Raw genomic sequence first — 21,331 nt, forward strand, 5'->3', positions numbered from 1 at the left:
GTCACGCTCGGCGTGGCCGCAACCGGCGTCGTCGACGGCGGCGCGGGCGGCAACAATACGCTCAACCTGCAGCAGGGCGCCGCGGCGAACGGCACGATCGCGGTCAACAACTACATCAACTTCAATCACCTCGACGTCACGAGCGGCAACTGGACCATCAACGGTGCGTCCACCGCGCAGGACGCGACGCTGACGGGCGGCGTGGCGATCATCAACGACAACGCGTCGCTCGGCACCGGGACCGTCACGGGCAACGGCGGTGTGTTGCAGGCAGGCACGGCGGGGCTCGACGTGTCCAACAACGTGTCGCTCGGCGCGGGCGGCCTGACGGTGCAGGGCGCGACCGGTCTGACGCTGTCCGGCACGGTGTCGGGCGGCGGCGCGCTGACGAAGAACGATGGCGGCACGCTGACGCTGTCCGGCGCGAACGGCTACACGGGCGGCACGAACCTGAATGGCGGCGGCCTGGTGGTCGGCAACAATTCGTCGCTCGGCACCGGCGCGCTGAACGTCAACGCGTCGGCATCGCTCGACACGAGCGCGAACGTGACGCTCGGCAACACGGTCAATCTCGCGACCGGCTCGACGCTGACGCTCGGCGGCAGCAACGATCTCGGGCTGACCGGCGCGATCGGCGGAAGCGGCGGCCTCGTGAAGAACGGCGCGGCGACGACGACGCTGACCGGCGCGAACACGTACACGGGCGGCACGACGATCAATGCGGGCACACTTGCACTCGGCGCGGGCGGCAGCCTCGCGTCGACGGGCACGATGAACCTGGCCGGCGCCGGCGCGACGCTGGATCTGGGCGGTGCGGCGGGCGGGCAGACGCTCGGCGCGCTGTCGGGTGTCGCGGGAACGAGCGTGAACCTCGGTGCCAATTCGCTGACGCTCGGCGGCAGCATCAATGCCACCTATGCCGGCACGATCGGCGGTTCGGGCAGCGTGACGCTGTCGGGTACCGGCACGCAATCGCTGACGGGCGCGAACACGTACACGGGCGGCACCAACCTGAACGGCGGCAACCTCGTCGTCGGCAGCAATACGTCGCTCGGCCTCGGTGCGGTGAATATCAACGGTTCGTCGACGCTCGATGCGACTGCCAACGTGTCGCTCGCGAACGGCGTCAACATCGCGACGGGCACGACGCTGACGGTCGGCGGCAGCACCGATCTCGGCCTCGGCGGCGTGATTTCCGGCGGCGGCGGTCTCGTGAAGAACGGCGCGGCGGCGCTCACGCTGTCGGGCGCGAACAACTATGCGGGTGGCACGACGCTGAACGCCGGCGGACTGGTACTCGGCAACGCCTCGGCGCTCGGTACCGGCGCGCTGACCGTCGGCGGCGCGGCGACGCTCGATACGACCACGAACCTGTCGGTCGGCAATGCGATCAATCTCGACGCGAGCGCCGCACTCACACTGGGCGGCAGCAACAGCCTTACGCTGGGGGGCACGATTGCCGGCGCGGGCAGCCTCGTGAAGGACGGCGCCGCGACGACGACGCTGACCGGCACGAACACGTACACCGGCGGCACGACGATCAACGCGGGCACGTTGGCGCTCGGCGCGGGCGGCAGCCTTGCATCGACCGGCGCGATGAATCTGGCGGGCGCGGGCGCGACGCTGGATCTGAGCGGTGCGACGGGCGGGCAGACGCTCGGCGCGCTGTCGGGCGTCGCGGGAACGAACGTGAACCTCGGCGCCAACGCGCTGACGCTCGGCGGCACGGCGAGCGGCACGTTCGGCGGGGTGATCGGCGGTACCGGCAGTCTCACGTTGTCGGGTACCGGCACGCAGACGCTGAACGGCGCCAATACCTACAGCGGCGGCACGAACCTCAATAGCGGCAGTCTCGTGCTCGGCAACAGCGGGGCGCTGGGCGCCGGCGCGCTGAACGTCGGCGGCGCGGCCACGCTCGATACGAATGCAGCTTTGTCGGTCGGCAATGCGGTCAATCTGGGCACGGGCGCCGCACTCACACTGGGCGGCAGCAACAGCCTTACGCTGGGGGGCACGATTGCCGGCACGGGCAGCCTCGTGAAGGACGGCGCGGCGACTACGACGCTGACCGGCGCGAACACCTATACGGGCGGCACGACGATCAACGCGGGCACGTTGGCGATCGGCGCGGGCGGCAGCCTTGCATCGACCGGCGCGATGAACCTCGCGGGCGCCGGCGCGACGCTGGATCTGAGCAGTGCGACGGGCGGGCAGACGCTGGGCGCGCTGTCGGGTGTCTCGGGAACAAACGTTAACCTCGGCGCCAATGCACTGACGCTCGGGGGCACGGCGAGCGGCACGTTTAGCGGGGTGATCGGCGGCACGGGCAGCCTCACGTTGTCGGGCACCGGCACGCAGACGCTGAACGGCGTCAATACCTACAGCGGCGGCACGAACCTCAATAGCGGCAGCCTCGTGCTCGGCAACGCCGGGGCACTGGGCGCCGGCGCGCTGACCGTCGGCGGCGCGGCCACGCTCGATACGAATGCGGCCTTGTCGGTCGGCAACACGGTCAATCTCGCGACCGGCTCGACGCTGACGCTCGGCGGCAGCAACGATCTCGGGCTGACCGGCGCGATCAACGGAAGCGGCGGCCTCGTGAAGAACGGCGCGGCGACGACGACGCTGACCGGCACGAACACGTATACGGGCGGCACGACGATCAACGCGGGGACGCTGGCGCTGGGTGCAGGCGGCAGCCTCGCGTCGACGGGCACGATGAATCTCGCCGGTGCCGGCGCGGCGCTGGATCTGAGCGGTGCGACAGGCGGGCAGACGCTCGGCGCGCTATCGGGCGTCGCGGGAACGAACGTGAACCTCGGCGCCAACGCGCTGACGCTGGGCGGCACGGCGAGCGGCACGTTCGGTGGGGTGATCGGCGGCACGGGCAGCCTCACGTTGTCGGGTACCGGCACGCAGACGCTGTCCGGCGCGAACACCTACATGGGCGGCACGACGATCGCCGGCGGCAGCACGCTGGCGCTCGGCGCGGGCGGCAGCCTTGCGTCCGGCAGTGCGCTGAACCTCGCGGGCGCGGGGGCGACGTTCGACTTGAGCGGCGCGACGGCCTCGCAAACGCTCGGCACGCTGACCGGCGCGGCAGGCACGAGCGTGAACCTCGGCGGCAACGGGCTGACGCTGAGCGGCAGCGGCAGCAACACGTTCGGCGGCGCGATCGGCGGCACCGGCGGCCTGACGCTGGCCGGCAGCGGGACGCAGACGCTGACCGGCGCGAACACATACACCGGCGGCACGACGATCGCCGGCGGCAGCACGCTCGCGCTCGGCGCGGGCGGCAGCCTCGCATCGACGGGCGCGGTGAATCTCGCGGGCACGGGTGCGACGTTCGACGTGAGCGGCGCGACCGGCACGCAAACGATCGGTGCGCTGTCGGGTGCGGCCGGCACGAACGTGAATCTCGGTGCGAACGCGCTGGCGCTGAACGGCAGCGGCAGCAATACCTTCGGCGGCACGATCGGCGGCTCGGGCGGCGTGACGGTGGCGAGCGGCACGCAGGTGCTGACCGGCGCCAACACGTACACGGGCGGCACCACGATCGCAGCCGGCGGCACGCTGCAACTCGGCAACGGCGGCACGTCGGGCAGCGTGGCCGGCGACGTCGTCGACAACGGTGCGCTGATCGTCAATCAATCGGGCAACGTGACGATCGCGAGCGTGCTGTCCGGCACTGGTTCGCTGACCCAGGCCGGCAGCGGGCAGCTCACGCTGACCGGCACGAACACGCTGAGCGGCCCGACCACGGTCGCCGCGGGCACGCTCGCCGTCAACGGTTCGCTCGGCCAGTCGACCGTCACCGTGCAGAACGGCGCGACGCTGACGGGCACCGGCACGATCGGCGGCCTCGTGGTGCAAGGTGGCGCGACGGCGGCCGCCACGCAGCCGGGCGCGGCGCTGAACGTGGGCGGCAACGTCACGTTCCAGCCGGGTTCGACGTTCCAGGTCGCCGCGACGCCGCAGCAAAGCGGCAGCCTCGCGGCGAGCGGCACGGCGACGCTGAACGGCGGCACCGTGCAGGTGCTCGCGAACCAGAGCACCTATCAGCCGGGCACGACGTACACGATCCTCAGCGCGTCGTCGGGCGTGCAGGGCGCGTTCACCCAGGTGAGCGCGAACTATGCGTTCCTCACGCCGACCCTCAGCTACGATCCGGGTCACGTGTATCTGCAACTGGCTCAGAACGGCACGTCGCTGCCCGACGTCGCCACCACGCCGAACCAGCGCTCGGTCGCGACCGCGGTGGCCGCGCTCGGCACCGGCAATCCGCTGTACGACACGGTGCTGACGGCCGACGCGCCGACCGCGCGCCGCGCGTACGGGCTGCTCGGCGGCGAACTGCAGGCGAGCCTGAAGAGCATGCTGCTGCTCGACAGCCGCTATGTGCGCGACGCGGTGACCGATCGCGTCCGTCAGGGGCTCGCGCCCGGATCGGGCCCGCTCGCGGCGCTGTCGTCGGGCGGCGCCGCGCTGTGCGGCGACAACACGGCCGGCGTGGCCGACCCGACGCTGCCGCCGGAGCGCCGGATCGGTTCGCGCGACGGGTGCTATGGCGGGACGCCTTATCAGCCGGTCGTGTGGGGGCAGGCGTTCGGCGGCCGCAGCCGGCTCGCCGGCGACGGCAACGCATCGTCGATCAACCGCAGCATGACGGGCTTCATCGCCGGCGCCGACATGGCGTTCAACGACAAGTGGCGTGCGGGTCTGGCCGCGGGCGTCACGCACAGCTCGCTCGACAACGACCAGAGTTCGTCGGCGGCGGTGAACAGCTACTACCTGTCGCTGTACGGCGGCGCGCAGTACGGCGCGCTCGGCGTGCGCGGCGGCGCGTCGTACACGTGGTATCGCATCAACAGCGACCGCTATCCGGGCTTCGCGGGCTTCTCGGATCACGACTCGGGCGGCTACAACGCGCATTCGGCGCAGGTGTTCGGCGAAGTCGGTTACGCGCTGCCGGTCGGCCCGGTCGCGATCGAACCGTTCGCGGGCCTCGCGTACGTGAACCTGCATACCGACGGCTATACGGAAACCGGCGGCGCGGCCGCGCTGCGCGCCGGCGGCGAGACGACCCACGTCGGCTTCTCGACGCTCGGCCTGCGTGCGGCGTCGCAGCTCGGCTCGATCGCGAGCGGCACGTTCACCGCGCGCGGGACGGTCGGCTGGCGGCATGCGTTCGGCAACGTGCGGCCGTCGTCGGCGTTCACGTTCGCGAACGGCGGCACGTCGTTCCAGGTATCGGGCGTGCCGATTGCTCGCGACAGCGCGGTGCTCGAAGCCGGCATCGACGCGAACATCACGAAGCGCCTGACGCTCGGCCTCACGTACAGCGGCCAATACGGCAGCGGCGTGCGCGACAACGCGATCCTCGGCAACATCCTGTGGAAATTCTGACCGGCGACTGACGTGCCCGTACGCGGCGCCATGCGACGAAGCAACGTCGTGTGGCGCCGCGGCCGTTTCGTCGCTGCGCACGTTCGCCGTTCTGGCCTATCCTGTGCGAAACACGCGACGCGCGCCGCGCGTTGCGCCTCGACACAGGAGCATCGATGCCGAATCACGCCGAAGCCACGACGACGCAGGCGCCGCAAGTCGCGCCGATTCCCCCGGCCACCGCGTCGGGTCCCGCTTTCATCGCGCCCGAAGCCGATCCGCAGGTCCTCGCGCGCAACAACCAGTACGTGCTGAAATCCGGCGACGCGTTCGTGGTCAGCGACGCGCTCGGCGACATCGCCGGCCATGACGACGGCCTGTTCGTCGACGACATGCGCGTGCTGTCGACGTGGCGCCTGACGTTCGGCGGCCGCGCGCCGTCGCTGCTGTCGGGCGCGACGAGCGCCGACAACGCGTCGTTCACCGCGCACCTGACGAACCGCCCGCTGCCGCCGCTCGGCGGCCACGAGACGCCCGAGGGCGTGATCCATATCGAGCGCATGCGCGTGCTCGCGGGCGACGTGCTGCACGAAGCGCTGACGCTGACGAACTACGGCGCGAGCGAAGCCGAGGTGCCGCTGTCGCTGTCGTTCGCGGCGGATTTCAAGGACATGTTCGAAGTGCGCGGCACGCGGCGGCCCAAGCGCGGCACGGTGGGCGCGCCGCGCGTCGACGCGGGCGCGGTGCGGCTGCGTTACGACGGCCTCGACGGCGTGGAGCGCAACGTGACCGTGCATTTTTCGCCGGCGCCCGACGCGCTGTCGGTCGATCGTGCCGACTACACGCTGACGATCGCCGCGCAGGCGTGCGTGTCGATCTACCTGACCGTCGATGCGACGCTCGGGCCCGCGCAGGGCGAAGGGCCCGGGTGCGGCCGCGTCGCGCTGCGCACGGCGCTTGTCGGCGTGCATCGCGAGATGCGGGCACGGCGCGAGTCGATGGCGCGCGTGAACACCGGCAATCCACTGTTCGACGCGTGGCTCGATCGTTCGCTCGCGGATCTCGGGCTGCTCACGACGCAGCTCGACACGGGGCCGTACCCGTATGCGGGCATTCCGTGGTTCTCGACGCCGTTCGGCCGCGACGCGATCATCACGTCGCTGCAGATGCTGTGGCTGCAGCCATCGCTCGCGCGCGGCGTGCTGCGCTTTCTCGCCGAGCATCAGGCGCGCGAGACCTCCGCGTTCCGCGACGCGGAGCCCGGCAAGATCATGCACGAGTTCCGCCGCAGCGAGATGGCCGCGACGGGCGAGGTGCCGTTCGCGCTGTACTACGGCGGCGTCGATACGACACCGCTGTTCATCGTGCTCGCGGGCGCCTATGCCGAGCGCACCGGCGACGATGCGCTGATCGACGAGCTGTGGCCCGCGCTCGAGCGCGCCGTGCAATGGGTGATCGACAAGTGCGACCGCAATCCGTACGGACTGCTCGACTACCAGCGCACGTCGGAGCGCGGCCTCGCGAACCAGGGCTGGAAGGACAGCCACGATTCGGTGTTCCATGCGGACGGCCGCTTCCCGGACGGGCCGATCGCGCTCGTGGAGGTGCAGGCCTACGCGTGCGCGGCGCTCGACGCGATGTCGGCGTGCGCGCACCGGCGCGGCCATGCGGCCGACGCGGCGCGCTACGCGTTGCGCGCGAAGACGCTGCGCGACCAGGTCGACGCGCTGTTCTGGATGCCGGAAGGCGATTTCTACGGGATCGCGCTCGACGGGCATGGCGAGCTGTGCCGCGTGTTCGCATCGAACGCGGGCCATCTGCTTGCGTTCGGGCTGCCCGACGCCGAGCGCGGCGCGGCGGTCGCCGGCGTGCTCGGCTCGGCGCTGTTCCAGACGGGCTGGGGCATCCGCACGCTGGCGGCCGGCCAGCCGCGCTTCAACCCGATGGCCTATCACAACGGTTCGGTGTGGCCGCACGACAATGCGCTCATCGCGCGCGGCCTGGCGCGCTACGGCGACAAGACGGCCGCGGTGAACCTGCTGCGTGCGCTGTTCGAGGCGGCGGTGAGCTTCGAGATGCGCCTGCCGGAACTGTTCTGCGGGTTCCCGCGCCGGCGCGGCGAACCGCCGACCGCGTATCCGGTGGCCTGCCTGCCGCAGGCGTGGGCGGCCGGCGCGCCGTTCATGATGCTGCAGGCGTGCCTCGGCGTGAGCATCGACGCGTCGCGCCACGAGGTGCGCGTCGAACGCCCGGCATTGCCGGAAGGCGTCGACTGGTTGCGGATCGATGCGCTGCGCGTCGGCGACGAAACCGTGTCGCTGACGTTCCGCCGGGTCGACGGGCAGGTCGTCGCGGCGGCGGAGCGGCCGGGCCGCGTACAGGTGGTCGCGGTGCTGTAGCGGGGCGCCGCGCGAACGTTGCGCGATGTCGCGCCACGTTCGCGCGCGGCGGCATAGAATCGTGACATGACCCTTGAACGATGGCGGAGGTAGACGATGACGACCGACAACCGGCCCGACGACGGCGAGCACAAGCTCGAGAATCTGGAAGCGGCGGTCGACCACCTGCACAAGTCGATCGAATCGCAGAGCATCGCGGTCGGCGCGGCGAAGGGCATTCTGTTCAGCCTGATCGAAACGCTCGGCGCGTTGATCGGCGATCCCGACCTGCCCGAGCATGCGCGTTCGGGCTACGAAGCGTTGCGCGACAAGGCGAGCGAATTGCGCGGCGGGCTCGACCGCCATTGACGTACGGGGTGGCGCAGGCGCTGCCCGATTCTGCGCACGCGGCAAAAACCCCGTGCGCTCAATCAGTTAGGTGCCCGATACGCAGGATATCCACACGCTTGCCAACACAATCTGTGGAGAACCGCCCCGGCCCTCGGCCGGGCGCGCCACGCATGCGCGGCGCGCGGTTCCACAATCATTCCGGTGCCACGCCATTGACCGGTCAAGGTCCGTGAATCGAATCCCCTTGTGTATCAAGATGTTACGCGTCCGATCCGGCGGATATCCACAGGCTTGCCAACAAAATCTGTGGACAACTCGCAATCGATTGCGTCGCACGGGTTGAGGATCCGGCCCGAATGCGAGCGGGGCGCGAAGCCCGCGTGCAAAGGCTGCCCGCGCCGTGCGTCGGCGCGCGAATGCGTGCGCGATCAAGGGGTTAGGCGCCGCGTACCCAGGATATCCACATCCTTGCCAACAAAATCTGTGGACAAGCGCGGCCGCGTCAGTCGGCCGGCGCCGTGCCGGCCGCTTCCGCCACGATCCAGTCGCGAAAGAGCGTCATCGCCGGCGTCAGCGGCTTCGACTTCAGCGACGTGAGCCAGTAGCCGCCCGCGCGCACGTCGATGTCGAAAGGCCGCGCGAGCTGGCCGAGCTGCAGTTCGCGCGAGAACATGCACGCGGGCGCGAGCGCGACGCCCGCACCCTGCATCGCGGCCTCGACCATCAGCCGGGACGAATCGAACACGGGCCCGTTGACGGCCCACGGTTCGAGTCGCGCGGCGTCGAACCAGCCGTGCCATTCGTCGGTGCGATACGAGCGCAGCAGCGTTTCGTTCGCGAGATCGGCCGGACGCGCGACGCGCCGCGCGATGTCCGGCGAGCACAGCGCGGTGAGCGGCGCATCGAGCAGCCGCTCGTTGCGCGTGGCCGGCCAGTTGCCTTCACCGAAGCGGATCGCGAAATCGAGGCCCTCGGCGGCGAGGTCGACGACGTTGTTGTTGGTCCGCAGCCGCAGCTCGACGAACGGGTGCGTGTCGCCGAACTGCTTCAGCCGCGGCATTAGCCAGCCTAGGGCAAAGGTGCCGACGACGCCGAGCGTCAGCACCTCGTGGAAACGCCCGCCGTCGAACTGCTTGAGCACCGTCTCGATGCGGCTGAACGCGTCGCTCAGCACCGGCAGCAGCGCGCGCCCCTCGTCGGTCAGCCCGAGGCCGCGCGGCAGCCGCGTAAACAGCGTGCAGCCGAGCCGCTCCTCGAGCGAGCGCACCTGCTGGCTGACGGCGGCCTGGGTCACGCTCAGCTCGAGGCCGGCGCGCGTGAAGTTCAGGTGGCGCGCCGACGATTCGAACGCGCGCAACGCATTGAGCGGAAGATGAGGGCGAAGCTTCGTCATAAGAATTTCTTTTGTCAGCGCTCAATTATCGTTGCTTGTCAGGCAACCGTAAAGTGCCGATAGTGCTGCCTCGGCGGCCGGCGCGTTTTCAACGCGCCAACCACGTTTCGCCGCCATTCCACCACGAGACAACCGACATGACCTACTCATCGAAACGTCGATCCCTGTTGCTGGCCGCCGCGACGGCGCCGCTCGTTCTCACCGTCACCGCATGCGCGTCGCGACAGGCCGCTGCGCCGGACGCCGCCACGGCGGCAGCGGCGGCTGCCGCGGACGCCATTGCGCCTGTTGCTGCTGCGACGACGCTGGCCGATCTCGAACGCGACGCGGGCGGCCGTCTCGGCGTGTGCGCGATCGACACGGCGAGCGGCCGGGTCATCGAGCATCGCGCGGGCGAGCGCTTCCCGTTCTGCAGCACGTTCAAGGCGATGCTGAGCGCCGCGGTGCTCGCGCGGAGCGTCGAGCGACCGGGCTTGCTGCAACAGCGCGTGACCTACACCAAGGCCGATCTCGTCAACTATTCGCCGGTATCGGAGAAGCACGTCGGCGCGGGCATGACGGTCGCCGCGCTGTGCGAGGCCACGATCCAGTACAGCGACAACTCGGCCGCAAACCTGCTGATGAAGCTGATCGGCGGCCCGTCGGCGGTCACGGCCTACGCGCGCTCGATCGGCGACGACACGTTCCGTCTCGATCGATGGGAGACCGAACTGAATACCGCGTTGCCGGGCGACCCGCGCGACACGACGACGCCGGCCGCGATGGCCGCCAGTCTGCGCGTGCTGACGCTCGGCGACGCGTTGCCGGCCGCGCAGCGTGAGCAGCTCGTCGCCTGGCTGCGCGGCAACAAGGTCGGCGACAAGCGGATCCGCGCGGGCGTGCCGGCCGGGTGGACGGTCGGCGACAAGACCGGCACTGGCGACTACGGGACGACGAACGACGCGGGCGTCATCTGGCCGACGTCGCGCGCGCCGATCGTGCTGGCCGTGTACTACACGCAGACGCGAGCCGATGCGCGGGCGAAGGACGACGTGATCGCGTCGGTCGCACGCATCGTCGCGCGGACGTTCGGCTGAGCGGCGCGGCACGGCAGGGCGCGACAGGCATCGCGCACGCTGCGGGCGCATCGTGCCGCAGCCGTGACCTGCGCGATCAAACGTTGTGCGATCAACGACTTAGCTCGCGCATGCTCAGGATATCCACATGCTTGCCAACAAAAAGTGTGGACAAGCCCGCGCGTAGCGGGCGCGCCGCGCGGCGCGCGCCGTCGTGCCGCGTTTGAAGCACCGCGGACAAAGTCTTTCGGATCAAGCGCTTGGCCGCGGTATGCGCAGGCTATCCACACGCTTGCCAACACAATCTGTGGACAAGCACCGCAGCCGGCGCGGCGGCTGGCGCATCACGTATCGGAGCGGCATGCAACCGGCGCTTGGCCGCCCGTGTGCCGTTTCTAGGCGGCGCGAACAAAGTCTTTCGGATCAAATGCTTGATCGCGGTATGCGCAGGCTATCCACATGCTTGCCAACAAAATTTGTGGGTAAGTGGGCGATGCAGGTTCGGTCCGCGTGCAGCGGTCATGACGGGGATCGGGCGTCCGTTGTCGCGGCGTCGTGACGCGATGTGCGGCGAAGGGTGCGCGCACCGGCCATCACGTGCGCCGCGTCTGCATCACGCGTGCCAAAGTCCATCGGATCAAGGGTTTAGCGTCGCGGTGCGCAGGATATCCACAAGCTTGCCAACATTTTCTGTGGAGAAGTCGGCGGTCGCGATTCGGCCGATGTCACGCGCCGCCACACGTCGCACACGCGGACTCCCGCCGTGCAGATATCGGCCACGCCGATCTTCTGGATGAAGCTGCGTCGAGATGAATCCCGGCTGCCGATTCATGAACGCCGCGTCGGCCTTCAGACGACGAGCAAGTCGGCTTCGTCGGCGGCCGCCTGCGTGAAGCGGCCGATGTGAACGCGTGCTTGCCGCAGTCCGGCGCGTTTGCCGCGCACCGATGACAAACCCTTTCCGATCAAGGGCTTGATGCCGTTAATGGAGGGGTTGTCCACAAGCTTGCCAACATAATCTGTGGACAAGCCGCCCGCCGCCCGCGCATCAGGCCGGCCGCGGGAAGCGCACCGTGACGGTCAGCCCGCGCCCGCCGCGCGAGGTCGCGAGCGCGACGGTCGCGCGATGCTGTTCGGCGATCCGCTTGACGATCGACAACCCGAGCCCGCTGCCCGACGACGTGACTGCCTGCGCGCCTTCGCCGCGATAGAAGCGCTCCCACACGTCGGTGCGTTCGGCCTCCGGAATGCCGGGGCCGTCGTCGGCCACCTCGAGCACGGGCGTCGCGCCGTCGATGCGCGCGGACACGTCGACGCGCGCGCCTTCGCCTGCATAGCGGATCGCGTTGTCGACGAGATTGTTCAGCAGCACGCGCAGCGTGTCGGCATTGCCCGCGGCCATCACCGGTGCGTCGACGATCGCGCCGAGATCGATGCGGTGCGCGTCGGCGACGCGCGCGCGGTCCGACACCACCGAGCGGCACAGCGCGGCGAGATCGACCGGCGCCGACGCGGCGACGGCCGCCTGCGCATCGGGTTCGAGGCGCGCGAGCGTCAGCAACTGCTCGGCGAGGTGGCCGAGGCGCGTCGTGCCCGCGTGGATCTGCGCGAGGATGCGCTCGCGCTCCTCCGCGGTCGCCGCGCGCCGCAGCAGTTCAGATTGGATCGACAGCCCCATGATCGGCGTGCGCAGCTCGTGCGCGGCATCGGCGATGAAGTGCCGCTGCAGCGTGAACGAGCGGTCGAGGCGCGCGAGCAGGTCGTTGATCGCCTCGGCGAGCGGACGGACCTCGTTCGGCATCGATGCGACGTCGACCGGCTCGAGATTGTTCGCATTCCTGCGTTTCAGGCCCGCCGCGATCGCCCGCAGCGGCTGCAGCCCCGCGCCGATGCCGAACCACAGGCCCAGCGCGAGCAGCGGCAGCATCGAGAACACCGGCCACAGCAGATGGACGGCGATGCCCGCGATCGCTTCCCAGCGCGCATGCCGCGCCTGCGCGAGCCGGATCGTCGTGCCGCCGCGCTCCGTCACATAGGTGCGCCACGGCTGGCCGCCGACGTCGACGCTCGCGATGCCCTGCTGCGCGGGTGGCGGCAGCTTCGAGTCGCGGTCGGTCGAATACACGAGCGTGCCGTTGCGCCACACCTGCAGCAGCACCGCATCGGGGTCGCTCGCCTCGAAGCCGTGCTTGCCTCTGGCGCGGTTGCTGAACGACAGCTCGCCGTTCGGGCCGACGACGATCTGTTTCGACATGCTGCGCATCTGGTCGTCGAGCAGGTCGTCGAGTTCGCGCAGCGCGCCCCAGTAGGTGCCGGCGCTCGCGACCAGGCCGATCACGCAGGCGGCCGGCATCAGCCACGTCAGCAGGCGCCGCCGCAGCGATGCGTTGCGCCAGCGCGCGATAGCGCGTTGCACGCGCGTCACGTGCCGTCACCGATCCGGTAGCCGACGCCGCGCACCGTGCGGATCACGTCGTGCCCGAGCTTCTTGCGCAGGTTGTGGATATGCACCTGCACCGCGTTGCTCTCGATTTCCTCGCCCCAGCTATACAGCCGTTCCTCGAACTGTTCGCGCGAAATCACCGCGCCCGGTTCGCGCATCAGCTCGTGCAGCAGCACGAATTCCTTCGGCGACAGCGGCACTTCGTCGTCGTCGAGCCAGACGAGGTGCTTGACGGGATCGAGCCGCAGCGGGCCGATCGCGAGCGTCGTCTGCGCGCGGCCCGCATGGCGGCGGTTGACCGCGCGGATGCGGGCGAGCAATTCGTCGAGCTCGAACGGCTTGACGAGATAGTCGTCCGCGCCGCTGTCGAGGCCCGCGATGCGGTCGGGCACGCCGTCGCGCGCGGTGATGATGATCGCGGGGAGGTTTTCGTCGCGGCGGCGCAGCGCGGCGAGCACCGACAGGCCGTCGCGGTTCGGCAACCCGAGATCGAGCAGCAGCAGCCCGTAGCCGGTCGTGCGCAGCGCGAGCGACGCGGCGTCGCCGTCCTTCACCCAGTCGACCGCGAAGCCTTCCTGTTTGAGGCCCTGTTCGAGCCCGCTGCCGATCAGCGGATCGTCCTCGACGAGCAGTACGCGCATGGATTCGTGTCTCTTCAACGGGGGCGCCGCGGCGCCCGGGGTTCCCATGATAAGCGCGCGCATCTTAGGTCTGGCTTAAATGCGCGCGGTGCGTGGCCTCGTTTCGTACTCGTCCGATGCGGCGCCGTGTCACTTCGGCATGCCCTTCAGGTTTGCTTAATCTTACGGTCCGTAATCTGGCGCCGTCGCGTTCAACGAAGCGCGGCGCCACATCGAAGAAGAGGAACGAGATCATGAAACACCTGGCCAGAATCCTGGCGGTCGCGCTCGTCGCGCTGCCTGCCGCCGTCCATGCGCAATACACGGGGCCGTCCGCGCTGACCACGACGACCGTGAAGGAACTGCTCGCGAATGGCAAGGACGACCAGCACGTGCAGTTGCAGGGGCGCATCGTCAAGCACGTCGGCGGCGAGGATTACGAATTCGCCGACGCCACCGGCACGATCCGCGTCGAGATCGACCACAAGCTGTGGGCAGCCGGCCAGCCCGTCAGCGACAAGAACGAAGTGAAGGTGACCGGCGAATTCGAGCGCAAATGGTCGGGCAGCGTGAAGGTCGACGCCGATCACGTCGAAGTGCTGCGCTGACCGGTGGGCGCGGGGCCGGTGATACCATGGACGACCGGTTCCCGTTCCCACCAAGATGGCCGCCAATTTCGACGAACTCGCGTCCCGGATCCGGGCGCAATTTTCCGAGCTGAGCCCGCAATTCCAGGCGGGCGCCGCCTTCCTGCTCGATCATCCCGACGAAGTCGCCACGTCGTCGATGCGCAAGGTCGCGCAGCGTGCGCAGGTGCAGCCCGCGTCGCTCGTGCGGCTCGCGCAGCAATTCGGCTTTCCCGGCTGGAACGAGCTGCGCGACCTGTGCGTCGCGCGCGTGCGCACGCGGCCCGAGCCGCTCACGCAGCGCGCGCGCTCGCTCGTGCGGCCCGACGCGAAGGCGTCGCTCGCGCACGATCTGCTCGCCGCGCAGCAGCACAACCTGTCGGCGACCGCCGCGCAGAACGACCACGCGCTCGCGGATGCGGCGAGGCTGATCCGCAAGGCATCGCACGTGCACGTGGCGGGGTTTCGCTCGTGCTATCCGGTCGCGTTCGGTTTCGTCTACGGCTACCGGCTGTTCCGTCCGACCGTGTCGCTGCTCAACGGCGTCGCCGGTTCGCTCGAAATGGAGTTGCGGACGATCGCGAAGCAGAGCGTGACCGTGATCGTCAGCTTCGCGCCGTATTCGGCCGAGGCGACGCGCGTTGCGCAGGCCGCGAAGGCGCAGGGCAGCCGGATCGTCGCGATCACCGACAGCGCGGTGTCGCCGATCGCGCTGCACGCGGACGCGCAACTGATCTTCACGCACGACAGCCCGTCGTTCTTTCCGTCGCTGGTGGCCGCGCACGCGATGGCCGAGGCGCTGGTCGCGCAGTTGCTGGCGCTCGAAGGCAGCGATGCGATCGCCGCGCTCGAGCGGACCGAGGCGCAACTGCACGCGAAGGGCGCGTACGTCGTTTGACGGGCGCGGGATGTGCGGTTTCAGCGAACCTTCATTGATGACCCGACGCAATCGATGACGTTGACCTATGCAGTGACCGACGCGGGCGACGCGGACGTGCGCAAGCAGATCGTCGCGCCGCTCATTCGCTTCAACGAAAGCCAGGCCGGCCCGGTCGACTTCCGGCCGCTGGCCGTGATCGCGACCGACGCGGCCGGCGCGGTGGTCGGCGGCCTGTGGGGCGGCACGGCGTTCGGCTGGCTGCATGTCGACCTGCTCGTGGTGCCCGAGGCCGCGCGCGGGCAGGGCGCCGGCACGCGCATCATGGATCTGGCCGAACAGGAGACCGTCGCGCGCGGCTGTCACAGCGCATGGCTCGACACGTTCGACTTCCAGGCGCGGCCGTTCTACGAGAAGCGCGGCTATGTCCGCTTCGGCGAGCTGCCCGATTATCCGGTCGGGCACACGCGCATCTTCCTGACGAAGAAACTCGCGGGCTGAACGGCATCGCTGCTGCGCGCATGCGCGATGCCGCGCGATTGACGATGCCGACGGCCGTCGCCTACGATACCGGGCAGCGATGCAGGTCGCTTCCGGGTCCGCGGAAAGGGTTCAACCCACCTGTCGCGGCAAACCCGGTCTTTCCCCATCCTTCGTGCTGGCGGTATTGCGGACCTTCGGCCATCCATGCACAAGGATCCGCATGAAAAAGCTGCCTCCCGACGCCCATCCCGATCATCTGAAAAAGCAGGCCAAGGCGTTGTTGCGCCTGTACCGGCAGGGCGATGCCGATGCCGTCGCACGCTTCGTCGCATTCCTGCCCGCCGCCGCGAACCGCACGCATGACGAAACGCTCGCGCTGGGGCTTCGTCTGCACGACGCGCAGTCGTGCATCGCGCGCGAGTACGGTTTTGCTTCTTGGGCCGATCTCGGCGCGTTCGTCGAAACGCATGCGCTCGCGCGGCAAGCGCGGTCGCTGCTGATGCGGCGCTGGCTCGACCACGCGTACGGCGCGGAGGTGACCGGCGGCGTCGACGCGGCCCGGCCGCGCGTGGCCGCGCAATTGCTGCTCGACCATCCCGATCTCGTGTCGGCGGACCCGGCGATCGCATGCGCGGCGGGCGATCTCGCCGCGGTGAAGGCGGCGCTGGCCGCCGATCCCGGCTGGATCGCGCGCGCCGGCGGTGTGCTGAAGCTGCCGCCGCTCGTCGCCGTCACGCATTCGCGGCTGGGGCAGCTTCCCGAATTCGCGGCCAGGTTGCGTGCGTGCGCGCGCCATCTGCTCGACGCGGGCGCCGATCCGAACCAGCGGATCGGCAACCGGTATCCGCCGGCCTCGCTCGCCGAGCCCGACGAGTCGGCGCCGCTGTCGGCGCTGTATGGCGCCGCCGGCGTCAATCGCGATCCCGCGCTCACCGCGATGCTGCTGGAAGCCGGCGCCGATCCGAACGACGGCGAATCGCTGTATCACTCGGTGGAGAACCCGGCATGCACGCGCCTGCTGCTCGAGCACGGCGCCCGGGTGGGCGGGACCAATGCGTTGCGGCGCGCGCTCGACATGCCGGACGCGGCCGCGCTCGAGCTGCTGCTCGCGCATGGCGGCGACCCGAACGAGCCGGCCGGCGAAGGGCCGACGAAGACGTGGGGCGCGCCGTTGCTGCGCGCGATCGCCGTGCGTTGCCCGGCGCGCCACGTCGCCGCGCTGCTGGCGGCCGGCGCCGATCCCGGCGCGCGGACCGCCGCGGGCGTCAGCGCGTATCGGTTCGCGATGCAGACCGGGTTGTCCGAGGTCGCGGCGCTGTTGCGCGCGGCCGGCGCGCAGGAGGCGCTCGATGCGCAAGACGCGTTCGTCGCGGCCTGCGCGCGCGCCGATGCCGACGACGCACGGCGTATTCAGGCGAAGCATCCCGAATTGCCCGGCGCGCTGCCCGACGATCGGCTGCGGCTGCTGCCCGACGCCGCCGCATGGGGTTCGCGCGACGCGGTGAAGGCGATGGTCGAACTCGGTTGGCCGATCGCCGCGCGAGGCGGCGACTGGGACGCGAGCGCGCTGAATCACGCGGTGTTCCGCGGCGATGCCGAACTGCTGGCGTTCCTGCTCGCGCACGGCGCAAGCTGGCGCGAGATGCACGGATTCGGCAGCGACGCGCTCGGTACGCTGTCCTGGGCGTCCGTCAACGAACCGGAGGGCGTCGGCGATCCCGACTGGGAAGCGTGCGCGCGCGTGCTGATCGCGTACGGCGTGCCGCAAGCGGTACGCGATCCGTCGAATCCGGAGGGCGTGCTGATCGACGGTCGCGCGATGCGGTTCTCCGAGGCCGTCACCGACGTGTTGCTCGGCATCGGCGGCGGGCCGCCCGCATCGACGTGAACCGACGCGGGCGGCCCGGCGTAGTGGCCGGCAGCTCGGACGCCAGCGTCTTTCCTGTTGCGCGACGACATTTCGGCGAAAGCTGAAACGTCGCGTGCGCGACCGGCGTAAGCTCATCCGTCAACACCTTCCCGGGAGTTCGCGATGACCCGTTCCGACCTGCAAGCCCGCCACGCCGAAGCTTTCCGTGTGCTGCACACGCGCCCCGGCGCGTTCATCATCCCGAACCCGTGGGATGCCGGCACCGCGCGCCTGCTCGCGATGGCCGGCTTCGAGGCGCTCGCCACGACGAGCGCCGGCTACGCGTTTTCGAAAGGGCGCCCCGACAACGCGATCGAGCGCGACGCGATGCTCGCTCATATCGCCGAGCTCGTCGCCGCGGGCGGCTTGCCGGTGAGCGCCGATCTGGAGAACGGCTTCGGCGACGCGCCCGACACGGTGGCCGAAACGATCCGGCTGGCGGCCGAGGCGGGCGCGGTCGGCGGCTCGATCGAGGACGCGACCGGCCGCGCCGATACGCCGATTTATGCGCGCGACGCGTCGGTCGAGCGCATCGCGGCGGCCGTCGACGCGGCGCGCGCGCTGCCGTTTCCGTTCACGCTGACCGCCCGCTGCGAAAATTACCTGCACGGCCGCCGCGACCTCGACGACACGATCGCGCGGCTCGTCGCCTATCGCGACGCCGGCGCGGACGTGCTGTATGCGCCCGGCATCACGGATCCCGACGAAATCGCGGCCGTGACGCGGGCGGTCGGCGCGCCCGTCAATGTCGTCATGGGTCTGCAGGGCGGGTTGCTGAGCCTCGACGCGCTGGCGGCGCTCGGCGTGAAGCGTGTCAGCGTCGGCGGCGCGCTGGCGCGGGCCGCGTTCGGTGCGTTCCTGCGCGCGGCGACGGAGATGCGGCGCGACGGCACGTTCACCTTCAGCCGGGCAGCCGTGCCGGGGCGCGATATCAACCGCTGGTTTGCGGCGCCGGATAATTCGCCGATTTTGTTCGATGAATGATCCCCAATAAAATCCGGAATCGTTTCCACTTAAGCATTGGTTGACAATAATCAATCGGTTTCGCGTCCGCATTAATCGCCGGCGCTGACGCGAAAATCGTCGTTTATTCTCCGCATTCCGCTCCGATCGGCTGCCGCCGGCGCGCAAACCGCGCCGGATCTGAGGCTTGGCGGGCCTTCATACGCGACGATACCGCGCATTGTTGCAGCTTCCAGTTCAGAACGTTTCAGTGCGTGGGAGTTGCGGGATGATTTTTTGATTGATAATCTGCGGCACGTTCCAATGATCGGCGAGTGCCTGCCGGGAATATCAATATATTCAATATATAAAAAGCTGAGAGAGCGATGACGATCCGAGAAAATCACCGCGTCGGATTTCGCGTGGGCGATGTCGTGACGCTGAAAACGGGCGGGCCGCGCATGACCGTCACGTATGCCGGGCCGGTCGTGTTCGACGACGGCGACTGGCTGATCTGCCAGTGGTTCGACGAAAGCGGCGAGTTCCGGCAGGAAATGTTCCATCACGACACGGTGGTGCCCGAGCCGCGCGCGATTTCGGCCGGACGGGTCCGGCTGCGCATGCAGTCGCTCCGCTCGCGGTCGGCGGCCTGACACCGGCCGGCCGCCGCGATGCCGCGACGTGTCACGCGTGGCGCGCGGCGCCCGTGCGACGACATTTCGCGCCATCCCGAAACATGCGGCGGCGCGCGGCGCCGATACTGAGCGCATGAACCCGACCGATCCTGTTGCCGCGGTCACGCACCGCGATCCCTATCCCTATTACGCAGCGCTCGTCGACGGGCCGCCGCTCGCGTTCGACGCCACGCTCGGCCTGTGGGTCGCGAGCCGCGCGGCCGCCGTGACGGCCGTGCTCGGCCATCCGGCCTGCCGCGTGCGGCCGCTGGACGCGCCGGTGCCGCCCGCGTTGCGCGGCACGACGGCCGGCGCGCTGTTCGGCGAGCTGGTGCGCATGAACGATGGCCCGTCGCGACACGACGTACCGAAGCAGGCGTTGCGCGCGGCGTTCGCGCCGATCGATACGGATGCGCTGCGCGATCGCGCCGACGTGCTTGCCGCGCGGCGGTTACCGGCGCCCGGCGATGCCGATGCGCTGAACGCGTGGTGCATGACGGTGCCCGTGTGCGCGGTTGCCGATCTGCTCGGCTTCGACGAAACGCAGCTCGACGACATTGCCGCTCGGGTCGTCGAGTTCGTCGCCGCGCTGTCGCCGCTGTCGGATGCCGCGGCGCTGGCGCGCGCGAGCGACGCGGCGCGGCACCTGCTCGACCGGATGACGGAACGCGTCGCGCGGTCGCATGCGCGCGACGGCACGCTGGTCGCCGCGGTACAGCAGGCGGCCCGTGCGTCGGGCTGGCACGCGAGCAGCGCGCTCGTCGCGAATCTCGTCGGGTTGCTGTCGCAGACGTGCGAGGCGACGGCCGCATGGCTCGGCAATGCACTCGTGGCATGGAACGGCGAAGCGGACAGGGTGCCGGATGCCGCCGCGCTCGACGCATTCGTCGCCGAAGTCGGACGTTTCGATGCGCCGGTGCAGAACACGCGCCGCTTCGTCGCGGCGCGCACGACGATCGAAGGCGTGCGCGTCGAAGCCGGCGACGCCATCCTCGTCGTGCTTGCCGCGGCGAACCGCGATCCGGCCGTGCATCGCGATCCGCACCGGCTGATGCCGGGCCGCGCGGCGGGGTCGAATTTCGGCTTCGGCACGGGGCCGCATGGGTGTCCGGGCGAGCGGATCGCACGGGCGGTGACGGCGGGGGCGTTCGCGGCGCGGCTGCGCGCGGGCGGCTGGCCGCCGCGCGACGCGCTGAAGTGGGATTACCGCGCGTCGACCAACGTCAGGATGCCGAAGTTCGACGCGATACGGTGAAGCGGGGAAGAGCGGCTTGACGGCAGGAGATTAACGGCAGCCTTGCTTTTCCGCCCATTGCTCCTGCGCGGCGACGCGGCGTTGCACGCGTTCGACGAGGCCGGTCGAGAAGGTCCGCATGCTGACGCCGCGGCGCTTCGCGAGGATCGCCTGCGCGACGTCGGTGCGCGGGTTCGGCTGGCACGCCCAGTACAGCGTCATCAGCCAGCCGATGCCCGTCCATGCGAACAGTGCGTTGAACATCGCGATCGTCAGCTTGTCGTGCCGGCCGCGCCGGTCGGCAATGACGGCCGGCAGGAAATAGAGCGCGATCGCCGCGACTGAACCGGCCACTTGAATCAGGACTGCATCATGCATGGTGCTGCTCCGTCCGAACTGCAATGAGGCTGATTGTCGCGCTTTTTCCGTTCATGTGCAGGCAATTGATTGTTGCGCTTTTAGTGACGATCAGGCGGCTTCGGCGTCCGCCGGCAGGACGTTGTTGCTCAGCGCGAAACCTTCGTCGAGCCAGCCCGTCACGCCGCCGATCATCAGCTTGACCGGGCGGCCCAGGCGCGCGAGCCGGACCGCCGCGCGCGCGGCGCCGTTGCAGTGCGGCCCCGCGCAGTAGACGACGAACAGCGTGTCGGCCGGGTAACCGGCGAGCTTGCTTTCAATGATCTTGCGGTGCGGCAGGTTGCGCGCGCCGGGCACGTGGCCGGCGGCGAACAGGTCGGGGCCGCGCACGTCGAGCAGCACGAAATCGGGCGTGCCCGACGCGAGGGCATCGTGTACGTCCCAGCAGTCGGTCTCGAAGCGCAGCGATGCCTCGAAATGCGCGAGGGCGGCCGGGCTGTCGGCGGCGGGGATGTCGGTGACGTGGGACATGGTCGGGCTCTCCGGGTTGAACGGGCGCGAAACGCGCCGCAATGAGGGCAGTATCGCGGTTCGGCCGGTTTCG

The 21,331-nt window shown here is 69.7% G+C and carries 17 protein-coding genes; 11 read left to right on the forward strand and 6 right to left on the reverse strand.

What is annotated here, in order from left to right:
• From WS64_RS29275 to WS64_RS29285, 3 genes are all read left to right on the forward strand, one after another.
• Nucleotides 1-5,406: autotransporter domain-containing protein (locus WS64_RS29275; RefSeq protein ID WP_060968633.1), on the forward strand; the 5,406-nt coding region annotated here is incomplete at its 5' end.
• Nucleotides 5,407-5,561: 155 nt separating this feature from the next.
• Complete coding sequence (locus WS64_RS29280; protein WP_059639832.1) at nt 5,562-7,784, forward strand: amylo-alpha-1,6-glucosidase; 2,223 nt, start codon at nt 5,562-5,564, stop codon at nt 7,782-7,784.
• Nucleotides 7,785-7,880: 96 nt separating this feature from the next.
• Entirely contained in the window at nt 7,881-8,132 is a 252-nt protein-coding gene (locus tag WS64_RS29285) for a hypothetical protein (RefSeq protein ID WP_006482135.1), read from the forward strand.
• Nucleotides 8,133-8,616: 484 nt separating this feature from the next.
• On the opposite strand, the gene penR is transcribed toward WS64_RS29285, so the two are convergent.
• Nucleotides 8,617-9,507: a beta-lactamase transcriptional regulator PenR gene (gene penR / locus WS64_RS29290; RefSeq protein WP_060968634.1), complete on the reverse strand. Its 891-nt coding sequence runs from the start codon at nt 9,505-9,507 to the stop codon at nt 8,617-8,619.
• A 137-nt stretch (nt 9,508-9,644) separates the two neighbouring features.
• On the opposite strand from penR, the gene blaPEN-B reads away from it, so the two are divergent.
• Nucleotides 9,645-10,583 (forward strand): PEN-B family class A beta-lactamase, encoded by a 939-nt coding sequence (gene blaPEN-B / locus WS64_RS29295; RefSeq protein WP_060968635.1) that lies wholly within the window; start codon nt 9,645-9,647, stop codon nt 10,581-10,583.
• Nucleotides 10,584-11,411: 828 nt separating this feature from the next.
• Here blaPEN-B and WS64_RS35435 read toward each other — a convergent pair.
• From WS64_RS35435 to WS64_RS29305, 3 genes are read right to left on the reverse strand one after another with little or no spacing between them, the layout of a single operon-like run.
• Complete coding sequence (locus tag WS64_RS35435) at nt 11,412-11,591, reverse strand: hypothetical protein (protein ID WP_244166684.1); 180 nt, start codon at nt 11,589-11,591, stop codon at nt 11,412-11,414.
• Between the two features lie 19 nt (nt 11,592-11,610).
• The gene (locus WS64_RS29300) at nt 11,611-12,987 is read right to left on the reverse strand and encodes a sensor histidine kinase (protein ID WP_060968636.1); all 1,377 of its coding nucleotides are present in this window, start codon (nt 12,985-12,987) and stop codon (nt 11,611-11,613) included.
• The gene (locus WS64_RS29305; RefSeq protein ID WP_059584573.1) at nt 12,984-13,646 is read right to left on the reverse strand and encodes a response regulator; all 663 of its coding nucleotides are present in this window, start codon (nt 13,644-13,646) and stop codon (nt 12,984-12,986) included. The genes WS64_RS29300 and WS64_RS29305 overlap by 4 nt, the downstream gene beginning before the upstream one ends.
• A gap of 233 nt (nt 13,647-13,879) precedes the next feature.
• Between WS64_RS29305 and WS64_RS29310 the strand changes: the two genes are divergently transcribed.
• From WS64_RS29310 to WS64_RS29340, 7 genes are all read left to right on the forward strand, one after another.
• On the forward strand, nt 13,880-14,233 hold the full coding sequence (locus tag WS64_RS29310) for a YgiW/YdeI family stress tolerance OB fold protein (RefSeq protein ID WP_059639828.1): 354 nt from the start codon (nt 13,880-13,882) through the stop codon (nt 14,231-14,233).
• Nucleotides 14,234-14,288: 55 nt separating this feature from the next.
• The gene (locus WS64_RS29315) at nt 14,289-15,149 is read left to right on the forward strand and encodes a MurR/RpiR family transcriptional regulator (protein ID WP_060968637.1); all 861 of its coding nucleotides are present in this window, start codon (nt 14,289-14,291) and stop codon (nt 15,147-15,149) included.
• Nucleotides 15,150-15,203: 54 nt separating this feature from the next.
• Entirely contained in the window at nt 15,204-15,629 is a 426-nt protein-coding gene (locus WS64_RS29320; protein WP_060968638.1) for a GNAT family N-acetyltransferase, read from the forward strand.
• A 202-nt stretch (nt 15,630-15,831) separates the two neighbouring features.
• The gene (locus WS64_RS29325) at nt 15,832-17,499 is read left to right on the forward strand and encodes an ankyrin repeat domain-containing protein (RefSeq protein WP_060968639.1); all 1,668 of its coding nucleotides are present in this window, start codon (nt 15,832-15,834) and stop codon (nt 17,497-17,499) included.
• A 144-nt stretch (nt 17,500-17,643) separates the two neighbouring features.
• Entirely contained in the window at nt 17,644-18,504 is an 861-nt protein-coding gene (locus WS64_RS29330) for an isocitrate lyase/PEP mutase family protein (RefSeq protein ID WP_060968640.1), read from the forward strand.
• A gap of 344 nt (nt 18,505-18,848) precedes the next feature.
• On the forward strand, nt 18,849-19,115 hold the full coding sequence (locus WS64_RS29335; RefSeq protein ID WP_059584584.1) for a YodC family protein: 267 nt from the start codon (nt 18,849-18,851) through the stop codon (nt 19,113-19,115).
• Nucleotides 19,116-19,230: 115 nt separating this feature from the next.
• Nucleotides 19,231-20,391, forward strand: coding sequence for a cytochrome P450 (locus tag WS64_RS29340; RefSeq protein ID WP_060968935.1), 1,161 nt, complete (start codon nt 19,231-19,233; stop codon nt 20,389-20,391).
• Nucleotides 20,392-20,421: 30 nt separating this feature from the next.
• On the opposite strand, the gene WS64_RS29345 is transcribed toward WS64_RS29340, so the two are convergent.
• On the reverse strand, nt 20,422-20,748 hold the full coding sequence (locus WS64_RS29345; RefSeq protein ID WP_059584586.1) for a superinfection immunity protein: 327 nt from the start codon (nt 20,746-20,748) through the stop codon (nt 20,422-20,424).
• Between the two features lie 90 nt (nt 20,749-20,838).
• On the reverse strand, nt 20,839-21,258 hold the full coding sequence (locus WS64_RS29350) for a rhodanese-like domain-containing protein (protein ID WP_060968641.1): 420 nt from the start codon (nt 21,256-21,258) through the stop codon (nt 20,839-20,841).
• Nucleotides 21,259-21,331 lie beyond the last annotated feature (73 nt).

This window comes from Burkholderia anthina (assembly GCF_001547525.1).
Classification (GTDB): domain Bacteria; phylum Pseudomonadota; class Gammaproteobacteria; order Burkholderiales; family Burkholderiaceae; genus Burkholderia; species Burkholderia semiarida.